This is a genomic window from Corynebacterium sp. 51B (assembly GCF_008930785.1).
GTDB lineage: Bacteria > Actinomycetota > Actinomycetes > Mycobacteriales > Mycobacteriaceae > Corynebacterium > Corynebacterium megadyptis.
Genome location: NZ_PQMK01000006.1, coordinates 181,875 through 194,484 on the forward strand (window position 1 = coordinate 181,875; position 12,610 = coordinate 194,484).

Annotated in this window: 10 protein-coding genes; 2 read left to right on the forward strand and 8 right to left on the reverse strand. The window is 64.0% G+C overall.

Going from position 1 to position 12,610, the window contains the following annotated elements:
* Positions 1-14: 14 nt before the first annotated feature.
* Positions 15-2,864 carry an aminomethyl-transferring glycine dehydrogenase gene (gene gcvP, locus GBB14_RS08550; protein ID WP_225978864.1) on the reverse strand — a complete coding sequence of 950 codons (2,850 nt, stop codon included), beginning with the start codon at positions 2,862-2,864 and terminating at the stop codon, positions 15-17.
* A 251-nt stretch (positions 2,865-3,115) separates the two neighbouring features.
* Positions 3,116-5,248 carry a 2-oxoglutarate dehydrogenase, E2 component, dihydrolipoamide succinyltransferase gene (gene sucB, locus GBB14_RS08555; RefSeq protein ID WP_151529234.1) on the reverse strand — a complete coding sequence of 711 codons (2,133 nt, stop codon included), beginning with the start codon at positions 5,246-5,248 and terminating at the stop codon, positions 3,116-3,118.
* Positions 5,249-5,488: 240 nt separating this feature from the next.
* Between sucB and GBB14_RS08560 the strand changes: the two genes are divergently transcribed.
* Complete coding sequence (locus GBB14_RS08560; RefSeq protein WP_151529235.1) at positions 5,489-5,899, forward strand: oxidoreductase; 411 nt, start codon at positions 5,489-5,491, stop codon at positions 5,897-5,899.
* Between the two features lie 74 nt (positions 5,900-5,973).
* Here the strand turns inward: GBB14_RS08560 and GBB14_RS08565 are convergent, their stop codons facing one another.
* On the reverse strand, positions 5,974-7,455 hold the full coding sequence (locus GBB14_RS08565; protein WP_151529236.1) for a leucyl aminopeptidase: 1,482 nt from the start codon (positions 7,453-7,455) through the stop codon (positions 5,974-5,976).
* 190 nt (positions 7,456-7,645) lie between these two features.
* Between GBB14_RS08565 and GBB14_RS08570 the strand changes: the two genes are divergently transcribed.
* On the forward strand, positions 7,646-8,752 hold the full coding sequence (locus GBB14_RS08570) for a branched-chain amino acid aminotransferase (protein ID WP_151529237.1): 1,107 nt from the start codon (positions 7,646-7,648) through the stop codon (positions 8,750-8,752).
* A gap of 102 nt (positions 8,753-8,854) precedes the next feature.
* On the opposite strand, the gene GBB14_RS08575 is transcribed toward GBB14_RS08570, so the two are convergent.
* From GBB14_RS08575 to GBB14_RS08595, 5 genes are all read right to left on the reverse strand, one after another.
* Positions 8,855-9,049 (reverse strand): hypothetical protein, encoded by a 195-nt coding sequence (locus GBB14_RS08575; RefSeq protein ID WP_151529238.1) that lies wholly within the window; start codon positions 9,047-9,049, stop codon positions 8,855-8,857.
* 250 nt (positions 9,050-9,299) lie between these two features.
* Entirely contained in the window at positions 9,300-10,151 is an 852-nt protein-coding gene (locus tag GBB14_RS08580; protein WP_151529239.1) for an adenosylcobinamide-GDP ribazoletransferase, read from the reverse strand.
* Positions 10,141-11,211, reverse strand: a complete 1,071-nt coding sequence (gene cobT, locus GBB14_RS08585; RefSeq protein ID WP_151529240.1) for a nicotinate-nucleotide--dimethylbenzimidazole phosphoribosyltransferase — start codon at positions 11,209-11,211, stop codon at positions 10,141-10,143. The genes GBB14_RS08580 and cobT overlap by 11 nt, the downstream gene beginning before the upstream one ends.
* A gap of 92 nt (positions 11,212-11,303) precedes the next feature.
* Positions 11,304-11,831, reverse strand: a complete 528-nt coding sequence (locus GBB14_RS08590) for a bifunctional adenosylcobinamide kinase/adenosylcobinamide-phosphate guanylyltransferase (protein ID WP_151529241.1) — start codon at positions 11,829-11,831, stop codon at positions 11,304-11,306.
* Positions 11,832-11,852: 21 nt separating this feature from the next.
* Positions 11,853-12,560 (reverse strand): DUF3043 domain-containing protein, encoded by a 708-nt coding sequence (locus GBB14_RS08595; protein ID WP_151529242.1) that lies wholly within the window; start codon positions 12,558-12,560, stop codon positions 11,853-11,855.
* Between the last annotated feature and the right edge of the window lie 50 nt (positions 12,561-12,610).

Below are 12,610 nucleotides of genomic sequence, written 5' to 3' on the forward strand. Positions count from 1 at the left end.
GTGAGCCTTTCGGGTTAAGCGTGGTCGGAGTCGATGTCGAAGGCCTCCGGCGGCGGGCAGGAGCAGACCAGGTTGCGATCGCCATAGGCGTCATCAATACGCCGGACGGCGGGGAAGTACTTATCGCGGCGCAGCCCCGGCACGGGGAAGGCGGCCTTTTCGCGGCTGAACTTCTCATTCCACTCATCGCTGACGACGCTGGCCGCGGTGAAGGGAGCCTTGCGGATCACGGAGTCCTCCACGGCGACCGTGCCATCGATGATCTCCTGGATCTCTTCGCGGATCACGAGCATCGCCTCCACGAAGCGATCGAGCTCCGCGAGGTCCTCGGACTCGGTGGGCTCCACCATGAGGGTGCCGGCCACAGGGAAAGCGAGGGTGGGGGCGTGGAAGCCGAAGTCCACCAAACGCTTGCACACGTCGAGGGCGGTGACGCCGGACTGCTTGGTTAGCTCCTGCAGATCCACGATGCACTCGTGCGCGACCAAACCATTCTTGCCGGTATAGAGCACCGGATAGGCGCCCTCGAGCTTCTTCACGATGTAGTTGGCGGCAAGCACGGCATGGGCGGAGGCGGCGAAGAGGCCTTCGCTGCTCATCAACCGCAGATACATCCACGAAATGGGGGTCACGCCCGCCGAGCCATAGTAGGTGGCAGAGATCGGCACGCCCTCGCCCACGGGGGCATCCTCATGCGGATCAGCGGTGCGGGCATCGGTGGGCAGGAAGGGCACCAGGTGCTCGGCCACGCCGATCGGGCCCACGCCTGGGCCGCCACCACCATGCGGAATGGTGAAGGTCTTGTGCAGATTCAGGTGGGAGACGTCGCCGCCGAACGCGCCGGGGCGGGCAATACCGGCGAGGGCATTCATGTTGGCGCCATCGATGTAGACCTGGCCGCCGGCCTCATGCACCAGCTCGCACACCTCGCCCACATTCTCCTCATACACGCCATGGGTGGAGGGGTAGGTGATCATGATGGCGGCGACATGGCCGGCATGGACCTCCAGCTTGGCCTTGAGATCCTCGATATCGACCGTGCCATCATCAGCGGTAGCCACCACGACCACGCGCAGGTTCGCCAGCGCAGCAGAGGCGGCATTGGTGCCGTGGGCGGAGGCGGGCACAATGCAGACATCGCGCTGCTCATCGCCACGGGAGACGTGGTAGCGGCGGATAGCCAGCAAACCGGCCAGCTCGCCCTGGGAGCCAGCATTGGGCTGCACCGACACTTTGGCGTAGCCGGTGATCTCTGCCAGCCACTTCTCGAGATCCTCGATGATGCGACGCCAGCCCTTGGTATGCGATTCCGGCGCGAAGGGGTGCACATCCGCCAGATGAGGCCAGGTGATCGGCTCAACCGCAGAGGTGGGATTGAGCTTCATGGTGCAGGAGCCCAGCGGGATCATGGTGCGGTCGAGGGCCAGATCGCGGTCGCCGAGACGGCGAATATAGCGCATCATCTGGGTTTCGGAGTGGATCTGGGAGAAGATCTCATGCCGCAGCGGCTCATCGGCGCGCTCCTGCTCGATGCGCGACTCGGCCTCCTGCTCCAGGGCGTCGTCGGCGATACCGAAGATGCGGCACAAGGCCGCCATATCGTCCGCTGTAGTGGCCTCGCCGAAGTTCACGCACACGCGGTCCTCGTCCACCGCGCGGATGAGATAGCCCTCCTCGAGAGCGGTGGTGGCGAACTCGTCGGCACGGCCGCCCGTGGAGATGCAGACGGTATCGAAGAAGGTGGAGTGCACCAGCGATAGCTCCGCATCCGCAGACTCGATGGCATCGGCAAAGCTGCACGCCTTGCGGTGGATTTCGCGGGTGATGCCCTTGAGCCCCTCCGCGCCGTGATAGACGGCGTACATCGAGGCCATGACGGCCAGCAATGCCTGGGCGGTACAGATATTGCTGGTGGCGCGATCGCGGCGAATGTGCTGCTCGCGGGTCTGCAGGGCCAGGCGATACGCCGGGAAGCCATCGAGATCCTTGCTCACGCCGACGATGCGGCCCGGGATCTGGCGCTTCAAGGAGTCGGTGACCGCCATGAACGCGGCATGTGGCCCGCCGAAGAACAACGGCACACCGAATCGCTGGGTGGTGCCCACGCACACGTCCGCGCCGAGATCACCAGGGGCGGTGTGCAGGACCAGCATCATGGGATCCGCTACCACGGTGGCGAGGCCGCCACGATCGTGGGTGGCGTCGATAAGCGAAGAAATATCGCGAATATCCCCCTCGGTGCCGGTGTAGGCAATCACGGTGCCCACAAGATCCTCGGCGACCAACCCCACGGACAGGTCTTGGACGTGCGCCTCGAGCTCCATCACACGGGCACGCTCGCGGGCGATGCTCAGCACCTGGGGATGCAGGCGGCTGTCCAACACCACGCTGCGGCCCTTCTTCACCTTGCGGCTCATCAAGCTAATGGCCTCGGCCACGGCGGTGGCCTCATCCAGCAGCGAGGCATTCGCGATGGGCAGGTTGCACAGCTCGGAGATCATGGTCTGGAAGTTCAGCAGGGCCTCGAGGCGGCCCTGGGAGATCTCCGGCTGATAAGGGGTATAGGCGGTATAGAAGCCGGCATCCTCAAGAACGCCCCGGCGGATCACCGACGGGGTGATGGTGGAGGAGAAGCCTTGGCCATAGAAGGACTTGAGGGGGATGTTCTGCTCGGCGTCGTGGGCGAGCACGCGCTGCGCCTCAAATTCCGACTGCTCGCTCGGCAGGTTCATCCGCTCGGTATTGATAATCGAGGCGGGGACGGCCTTCTCAATGAGTTCGTCCAATGAGGAGACGCCAAGCGTATCCAGCATGATCGAAGTTTCATGAGCGTCGGGGCCGATATGGCGATCGCTGAAAGACAAAGTGGGCCTTTCCGTGGGGTTGATGTGCCTTGGGGATGAAGGACAGTAAGGAAAAGAAATGTCCCCCTCATTATAGGAGCTGGGTCACTGTTTGGGATTGAGAGTGGTGGCCCCCATTCTCGGATTGCAGACATCCTGCGGTGATGGAATGCGGGGGTAGCGGTGGGGGTAACTGCGGGGTGGTGCATAAAGACAACCACCCCGCGCTGGCGTTGAAGCACAGCGCGGGGTGGTTGGGGAGAGCCGGGTGTTTAGCTCAGCTCGAGATCCTCGGTGAAGTCGATGTTCTCGAGGCGGTCACGGACGGTGGTCATGAAGCGACCAGCGTCAGCGCCGTCGATGATCTGGTGATCGTAGGAGAAGGGCAGGTAGGCCATCTGGCGGATAGCGATGGCGTCATTGCCGTTCTCGCTGACCACGACCGGGCGCTTGGTGATAGCGCCGGTGCCCACCATGGCTGCCTGCGGCGGAACCACGATCGGGGTATCGGAGAGCGCACCCTCGGAACCAATATTGGTGATGGTGAAGGTGCCACCGGTCAGATCGGCCGGCTTGAGCTTGTTATTGCGGGCACGATCAGCCAAGTCCACGATCGCCTTCGCCAGCTCCGGCAGGGACAGCTTCTCTGCCTCGTGGATCACCGGGGTGAGCAGACCCTTCGGCGTGTCGACGGCGATAGCCAGTCCAACGCTCGGGTGGTAGGTGATCTCCTTGGTGTCAGCGTTGTAGGAGGCGTTGACATTCGGGTGAGACACCAAGGCCTCCACGATGGCCTTCGCGAAGAAGGGCAGGTAGGTGAGGTTCACACCATGAGCCTTGGTGAAGGCCGGCTTGGCCTCCTTGCGCAGGGCAGCAATGGTGGTCATGTCGACCTCGTGCAGCTGGGTGAGCTGCGCGGAGATCTGCAGGGCCTCGAGGGTCTTCTTCGCGGTGATCTCGCGAATACGGTTGACCTTCTGGGTGGTGCCACGCAGCTCGGCCTTGGCCGGGTCCACAGACTTGGTGGACACGCGGGGAGTCTCCTCCTTGGCCGGGGCCGCGTCCTCGGACTCGCCCTTCGACTCGCCCTTGGCGGCAGCCAGCACATCCTGCTTGCGGATGCGGCCGCCCACACCGGTGCCCTCGACAGTGGAGAGATCAATGCCGTGCTTATCAGCCAGCTTCCGCACGAGCGGGGTCACATACGGCAGGTTATCGCCGGTATTGACCTTCTCCTGCTTCTTCTCTTCCTTCTTCTCAGGCTGAGCCTCGGACTTCTCCTCCTTCTTCGGCTTGTCCTCGGACGCCTTCTTCTCTTCCTTTTCTTCCTTGGCTGCAGCCTCTTCGGCTTCGGCCTCGTCCGAGTCGTCGTCGGAGTCGGAGTCGTCGGAGGAGCTGGCGGCGTCGGCGTCGCCGATGCGGGCGATGACGTCACCGACGTCGACGGTGTCGTCTTCTTCGGCGAGGATCTCGAGGAGGGTGCCGGCGACGGGGGAGGGGACCTCGGTATCGACCTTGTCGGTGGAGACTTCGAGGAGTGGTTCGTCGACCTCGACCGTGTCGCCGACGGACTTCAGCCAGGAGGTGATGGTGCCTTCTGTAACGGACTCGCCCAGCTCGGGCATGGCCACGTCGGTGGCCTCGCTGGAGGAGGACTTCTTATTTGCCTTCGGCTTGTCCTCAGACTCCTTCTTCTCTTCCTTTTCTTCCTTGGCTGCAGCCTCTTCGGCTTCAGCCTCGTCCGAGTCGTCGTCGGAGTCGGAGTCGTCGGAGGAGCTGGCGGCGTCGGCGTCGCCGATGCGGGCGATGACGTCACCGACGTCGACGGTGTCGTCTTCTTCGGCGAGGATCTCGAGGAGGGTGCCGGCGACGGGGGAGGGGACCTCGGTATCGACCTTGTCGGTGGAGACTTCGAGGAGTGGTTCGTCGACCTCGACCGTGTCGCCGACGGACTTCAGCCAGGAGGTGATGGTGCCTTCTGTAACGGACTCGCCCAGCTCGGGCATGGCCACGTCGGTGGCCTCGCTGGAGGAGGACTTCTTATTTGCCTTCGGCTTGTCCTCAGACTCCTTCTTCTCTTCCTTTTCTTCCTTGGCTGCAGCCTCTTCGGCTTCAGCCTCGTCCGAGTCGTCGTCGGAGTCGGAGTCGTCGGAGGAGCTGGCGGCGTCGGCGTCGCCGATGCGGGCGATGACGTCACCGACGTCGACGGTGTCGTCTTCTTCGGCGAGGATCTCGAGGAGGGTGCCGGCGACGGGGGAGGGGACCTCGGTATCAACCTTGTCGGTGGACACCTCGAGGAGCGGTTCGTCGACCTCGACCGTATCGCCCACGGACTTCAGCCACGTGGTGATGGTGCCTTCTGTAACTGACTCGCCCAACTCGGGCATCTCTACGGAGAACGCCATTGTTTTTAAGTCTCCTCGCATGAAAGTAGCGTGTGAAAAATCGTCAAACGGTAACAACAAAGAGAGTACCGCTTTTAACGGTCCATTGTAGGCGGTTAGGCTCCGCATTCTGTGCATAGCGTGCCCCCATCCGCGTGGCCCCGCGCGTAGGAGCGGATCTCTGCATGCTGTGCAGGCCCGCCGCGGCCCCAGTGGAGAGCAGCCCCGCCTTATCGCAGGGGGCTTGTAGAATGATGTGTCATGTTCAATCTTTTCAACCGTGGCAGATCCAAAAAGGGACTCAAGGCTCCCCGCAGCGCCACCGGATCCATCCGGGACGCCGATCTCGCCGAGCTGCGCGCATGGATGCAGGGCCGTGGCTTCGTGGAGGGCTTCGTCGAGCCCGAAACGCTGGTGAATGAGATGAGCGTGGTGTTGGTGGATGAGCATGGGGACTTCATCCGCCGCCGGATTGGCGGGCCCAAGGGCATCAACGCCACCGCCTCCGCGCTGGGTATCGGCCTCTTCGATGTGGAGGAGACGGGGTATCCGCAAAGGATGCGCGAGCGAATCGAACGTGACCGTATCCTCCGCAAGCGCGAGGAACAGCGGCAGCGGCGTGAGGAGTGGGAAAAGAGACACAATGAGCCCGAGGGCGGCGTCGATAAGTAGCCCTAGGTAGAAGGCAGAGAAAAGGAAAAATCCCATCCACCGAGGTGGATGGGATTAGTCATGGGTGCAGGTCTTTAACCATTGACCGAGATGTCACGGAGCAGATCCACCAAGGTGCGCACCGGAACACCGGTGGCGCGCTTCGGGGTGTAGCCGTGGACGGCGGTGGTGTTGAAGGCGGGGCCCGCGATATCGATGTGGGCCCACGGGATGCCCTCGCCGACGAAGCGGCTGAGGAAATAGCCGGCCTGCATCATGCCGGCGGAGCGGTTGGTGCCAATGTTGCGCAGATCCGCGGAAGGCGAGGAGAACTGCTCGGCGATCTCCTCCGGAATCGGCATGGCCCATGTCGGTTCACCTGCATCGCGGCCAGTGGCGGCAATGCGCTCGCGGAGAGTCTCATCGCCCATCACACCGGAGGTGCGATCGCCCAAAGCGACCACCTGGGCGCCGGTGAGGGTGGCGCTATCGATGAGATAGTCCGGATTGTCCTCGCTGGCGCGCACCAAGGCATCCGCCAGGATGAGGCGGCCCTCGGCGTCGGTGTTCTGAATCTCGGAGGTGGTGCCGCCATAGTGGGTGATTACATCGCCCGGACGGTAGGCCTTGCCACCCGGCATGTTCTCCGCCAGCGGGATGGTGGCGGTGATCTGCACCGGCAGCTCGAGGCGGGCGGCGGCAACGATGGTGGCGATCATGGCCGCGGAGCCGCCCATATCGGAGATCATGTTCTCCATATTGGCGCCCGGCTTGATGGAGATGCCGCCGGTATCGAAGGTCACGCCCTTGCCCACCAAGCCCACGTGGGTCTTCGCCTTCTTCGGCTTCCACTCCAGGCGCACCAGCCGCGGGGTGCGGGACGAGCCCATGCCCACGGCGAGGATGCCGCCAAAGCCGCGCTTGGCGAGCTTCTTCTCATCCAGCACGGTGGCCTGCAGCCCCACCTTCGCGGCTTCTTCGGCCACGAAGGATGCATAGGACTCGGGGTAGAGGTGCGAGGAGGGGGTATTGACGAGGTCGCGGCACAGCGCCACGGACTCGGCCACAATCACGGCGGCCTCGAAGTCCTTCTTATCGGCGCCAAGGAAGGTCACCGACGTAGGCCGGGTACTCTCGCCTTCAGTGCGCAGTCCGCGATAGTCATACGCGCCCAGCGCACAGCCCTCGACGGCGGCTGCGGTATTGAGCTCAGAGAGGGTGGTGGCCACAACGGCGTGCTCGGGCAGGCTACGCATGGCGTTACCAGCGGCACGGCGAATCGTCTCCGCATCGGAGTCCTCGGCAGCGCCCAAACCCACCGCGGCGACTGCCTCTACCTTGAGCTTTTTCGGGGCGGGCACAGTGTGCACGGTGCCGGCCTTGCCGGTCGCGCCGACAGCGCTCAGCGCAGCGCACAGGGAGCGCGCCGAGGCATCGTCCAGCGGCCCCAGTACGGGCAGCTCCAATTCGCTCTCGCCCTCATAAACGGGCACGAGCAGCACGGAGGTGTTCTTCTCCAGCTTCTTGCTTCGCTTCAATTCAGGCAGGTAGCCGCGCGCGGGCAGGGAGTTCGCCATATGGTTCGCAATCCTTTCTGTACAGCGGTCAATGCTTATCGACGCCGAACTGTGGTCGGTGGCGCCGACAGCGTCTTGTGAATAAGACTTCCACCAGCCTAGCGTGAGCAGAGAAGCGTCGCCGCGAGTTGGTTGCCCGAAACTTAGGGTAATCAGGGCTCGGAAACCAGAGAGGGAGTAGCTTAATACCATGCAAGATTTAGAGTTCACCATTAGGAAGAACGAGAACCCCACCCCCGCCGCTGAGATCGCGAAGATTCTTGAGGCCCCGGGGTTTGGCAAGCACTTCACCGATCACATGGTGACCATTGAGTGGTCCCACGATAAGGGATGGCACGACGCCCAGGTGCGCCCCTATGGCCCGCTGTCCTTTGATCCGGCCACGAATGTCTTTCATTATGGGCAGGCCATTTTCGAAGGGCTGAAGGCCTATCGGCATGAGGATGGCTCCATTGTCACCTTCCGCCCCTATGCCAACGCTGCGCGTTTCCAGAACTCGGCGCACCGCTTGGCCATGCCGCAGCTGCCCCAAGAGGTATTCCTCGAGTCCATCCGCCAGCTGGTGGATATTGATCGCGACTGGGTTCCGGCCGCCGGCGGCGAGGAATCTCTGTACCTGCGCCCCTTCATGATCTCCACCGAGACCTCCCTGGGCGTGCACCCGGCGAATAGCTACACCTATGTGCTCATCGCCTCCCCGGCCGGCGCCTATTTCTCGCGGGGTATCAAGCCCGTGTCGGTGTGGATTTGCGAAGACTTCATCCGCGCCGCCCGCGGTGGTACCGGTGCGGCCAAGTGTGCTGGCAACTACGCTGCCTCGCTCTTGGCCCAGGCCCAGGCGGAAGAAAAGGGCTGCGACCAGGTGGTGTGGCTGGACTCTATCGAGCTGAACTACATCGAGGAGATGGGCGGCATGAATCTCATGTTCGTCTACGGCGAGGGGGAGGATGTCACCGTGGTGACCCCCGCCCTGTCCGGCTCCCTGCTTCCCGGCGTGACCCGTGATTCTCTGCTGCAGGTGGCCCGCGATCTCGGCTATCAGGTGGAGGAGAAGCTGGTGTCGAAGGAGCAGTGGCGTGACGACGCCACCTCGGGGGCCATGACCGAGGCCCTGGCGTGCGGAACCGCGGCTGTGATTACCCCAGTGGGCGCGGTGAAGTCCGCCCACGGCGATTTTGAGATCGCCGGCGGTGCCACCGGCACGGTCACCATGGAGCTGCGCAATCACCTCACGGGTATCCAGCGCGGCACCGTGGAGGATACGCACGGCTGGATTCATACTCTCATCGAGGCCTAAGCGGCTGAGTCATAGCAGACAACACCGGCGCTGCCCCTTAAGAGAAGGGGAGCGCCGGTGTTGTTGTGTGCGTGAGATGTATCGCTTAAATCTAAGGGTGGCTTAGAGAGCCGAGAGATCGATGTTGAGGTCGAGCAGATCGGTGGAGCCGAAGTGCGCACCGGAGAAATCTACGGTGGTGAGGTTCGGCAGGATCGCCGGTGCCGGGGGCGGGCAGCAGTTGTTGCCGCCGAACTCGAGGTATAGATCCTTGATGGGGCCATCAACGATCTCATTAATGGATAGGACGAAGGACAAAGTGTGTCTCCCTCTTGTGGTGCCACAATCGTGGCTTTCTGAACACTTGCACAGAGGAGATTAATTGCTCGCTCACTAAGGGGCAATAAGTAAAAAATGCTGTGTGCGCTGGGGAAACATTGCTGATGTGGCCGCGGAAAATTTATTCATTGCTTCGCGCTCGGGGCGGGAATTATCTCCACGATGTAGACGTGTCCACAACGGCTGCGGCGGGAGCATGCCGGGCCACCCCCGCCGCCTCCCCCTGCACTTAAGAGGCGAGGTAGGAGAGGCTGAGTCCATAGGCCACGGCGGCAAGAGCGGTGGTGATCTCGATGATCGCGCCGGTGCAGTCTCCATTGAGTCCGCCGAAGCGGCGAGCCATATGGCGCACCAGGCCCTCGGCACAGAGCCAGATCACCGTGGTGCCCAGGATCGTGGCCGCAGCCATGCCAGGAGCACCCAGGGCGAGCCACCCCGCAGCGGAAATCACGACGAAACCGGCGGCCCATGCGGCCACCCGCCACGCGGGCACGGTGCCCATGATGAGCGCCCCGAAACCGGTGGGAGAGAGCGCCTGCCGCTGCGGCGAGGCACTGCGACGACACACCACCAGCGCCGACCACCGGGAGAGAAAGAAGATACTGAGCAGGGCCAGCAGCAGCGCGGCCGACGGGGATACTGCGCCGAGAACAGTGGCCAGCCCCGCCACCTGGGTGAGCAGGGCGAGCAGGACCGCGCCCATGCCCAGCGCCCCGGTATAGCGATCGCCAAGAATCTCGCGTGCCCGCTCCGGAGGGGCATAGGAGCCCAGCGCATCACCGACATCCGCCAGCCCATCAAGGTGCATGAGGCGGCTCAAGAGTTGCACCGCCACCACGATGAGCACCGCGGCCAGCGCGGCGGAGGCGGGTGCGCTGAGCAGCGCGATCAGGGTGGCGACCGCGCCGAGGGCGAGGCCGACCAGCGGCACGGAGGTCATGGCCCGCCGACCAGTGGTGGTATCGAAAACCGTGGCCCCGCGGAGGGGGAGAACGGTGAGCCAAGAAAAGATGGTGGCTGGCCCCTCCCACAGCGGATGGCCGTGGCGGCCACTGCCGGAGGGACCCGCTTTACCCGACACTCTCGTCCTCGTTGTGGGTGGAGACCCCAGCAGAGCTGAACGTGGCCATATCCGTCATGATGTCTACAGCAGCGCGCACGATCGGCAGGGCAGCGGCGGCGCCGGAGCCCTCCCCGAGGCGCATACCGAAATCTAGAACTGGGGTGAGATCCAAGGCTTCGAGTGCGGCGCTATGCGCCGGCTCCACGGAACGGTGTCCCGCGATCCACCACTGCCGCGCGCCGGGAGCGAGGCGGTTGGCCCAGAGCGCGGCGGCGGTGACGACGACGCCGTCGAGGATCACGGGGGTGCGGCGCACCGCAGCCTGGGCGAGGAAACCAGCCATGGCGGCCAGATCCGGCGAGCCGATGGTGCGCAGCACACTGACGGGTTCCCGGTTGAGCAAGCGAGCGCGGAACATGGCATCCCGCACCGCGGCGACCTTGCGTTTCCAGCCTTCATCGTCGATGCCGGTGCCGCGGCCGACCACCACGACGGGCTCCAGGCGGGTGGCGACGCCGGTGAGAGCAGCCGCCGGGGTGGTATTGCCGATGCCGAGGTCACCGGCGATGAGGAGATCCGCGCCGCGATCGATTTCTTCATCGGCGATGCGCTTGCCGATCTCGAGGGCGCGCACCACCTGCTCATTAGTCATGGCATCTTCGCGGTCGATCGAACCGCAGGAACGAGAAACGCGCTCATCGCCCCACACATCGTGTTCGAGGGAGACATCCACCAGCCGCACCTCGGCGCCGGCGGCCCGTCCCAGCACATTGATCGCGGCGCCGCCGTGGCGGATATTCTCCGCCATCTGAATCGAGACCTCAGAAGGATAGGCGGAAACACCATTGGCGGCGATGCCGTGATCGCCAGCGAAAACCACAATGGTGGGCTGAGTAATGGTGCGCGGCGGGCACTGGTCCTGGCAGGAGGAGATCCAGATGCCGATCTCTTCGTAGCGGCCGAGGGCGCCCACAGGCTTCGTCAGGTCCGCTTGGTGTGCGATCGCCGCCTGCCGCGCCGCAGTGCTAGGGGGATCTACCTTGGCAAATAGATCGGAGGCGGAGGGCAGGGACTCCATGAGACAGCTCCTTATGTTGGCACGGGAAACCGCGGGTGGTTTCCGCATTGGGGATCAGACGTACCCAGAATACGGCCGCAGCACCGAGAATTTCATTTTTTCAAGGGCAGCGCCTGGCCGGCGACCACCAAGGTGACGCGGTCCATCACCGCGGCGAGCTGCGCGTTGAGCCAGCCCAGCTCATCGCGAAAAAGCCGGCCGGAGCGGTGTTCGGGGATCACACCCATGCCCACCTCTGGGCTGACCACTACCAATGTGGTGGATGCGGGCAGCGAGGAGATGGCGTCGATAAGCGCCGTGCAGCGCGGGTGGATAGTGCCGCGCGGTGCCTCCCACGCCTGGGCGCGGTCGAGCTCATGGGTGATCCACGTGCCCAGATCGTCCACCAGCAGAGTCGCGGCAGGCGGGGTGCGCAGCACAGCGAGAAGATCGGAAGAATCATCCGTGCGCCACCGCGGATCACGGCGACGCTGATGCTCGGCGATGCGGGCGGCGAAATCCTCATCCCCCAGCCACGGCCGAGCGGTGGCCACATAGAGCACATCCGCGGCATCGTCGAGCAGCGCTTCGGCATAGCCCGACTTGCCACTGCGGGCCCCGCCGAGAATCAGATGACGCATCGCGCACCTTTCAGCATGGCTTTAGACCTCGGCGCCAATCTCTACGCGCGGGCGCGGGGAACGCCAGCGGCGAGGCTGGCCGGCGCGGGAGAAGGCGTAGAAGCCCAAACCGAAACCAGGCTCGGTGGAGCCGGGGAACTTCAGCCGGGCGGCCCTATTCACGCGGCGGCCCATGATGATGCCTTCGATGAAGATCGCCAGCATAATGATCATCGCGATCACCGATGCCGCCATCGAAATCTGCGGCACGGCATTAGAGACCAGCATGATAAACAGCAGGATCAGGGCCAGCGGCATCATCATATTGGTGATGAACCGGCGGGCATCCACCCAGTCGCGGGCGAAGCCACGCACCTCGCCCTTATCGCGCTCGAGGAGATAGCGCTCCTCGCCGCGGTCCATGCCCTCTTGGATCCGGCGCTGCTCCTCGCGGCGCTGCCGCTTCTGCCGCGCCTTGTACTCCTTGTACTCCTCCTTCGTCATCGACTCCTTGAACTTCTTCCGCCGCGCGCGGGCCTCGGCGCGCGTCTCCGGTGCGGAGAAGTGCTCGCGGCGCACCCCGCGCTCGCGCTCGCGCTCATTGCGCTTCGGGGTGGGGCGGCCCTTCTTCGGGGTATAGCCTCGCGGGTGCTGCTCCTCGGAGTCGGTGGAATGCTCCGCCGCAGCGCTTGTGTCAGCGGGGGCGTCGGATGCGGTCTCGTCTTGATTCTTCTGCCACGGTAGTTTCACGCCTAATAGGCTAGTAAAAGATTCCCCAGAGATACCCATCGGCGCGCGCG

What these genes read in the sequence shown, in the direction of transcription:
- GBB14_RS08565 (WP_151529236.1), bottom strand. Translation starts at nt 7,455, where the DNA reads ATGGCGAACTCCCTGCCCGCGCGCGGCTACCTGCCTGAATTGAAGCGA.
- GBB14_RS08590 (WP_151529241.1), bottom strand. Translation starts at nt 11,831, where the DNA reads ATGCGTCATCTGATTCTCGGCGGGGCCCGCAGTGGCAAGTCGGGCTAT.
- GBB14_RS08570 (WP_151529237.1), top strand. Translation starts at nt 7,646, where the DNA reads ATGCAAGATTTAGAGTTCACCATTAGGAAGAACGAGAACCCCACCCCC.
- cobT (WP_151529240.1), bottom strand. Translation starts at nt 11,211, where the DNA reads ATGGAGTCCCTGCCCTCCGCCTCCGATCTATTTGCCAAGGTAGATCCC.
- sucB (WP_151529234.1), bottom strand. Translation starts at nt 5,248, where the DNA reads ATGGCGTTCTCCGTAGAGATGCCCGAGTTGGGCGAGTCAGTTACAGAA.
- GBB14_RS08560 (WP_151529235.1), top strand. Translation starts at nt 5,489, where the DNA reads ATGTTCAATCTTTTCAACCGTGGCAGATCCAAAAAGGGACTCAAGGCT.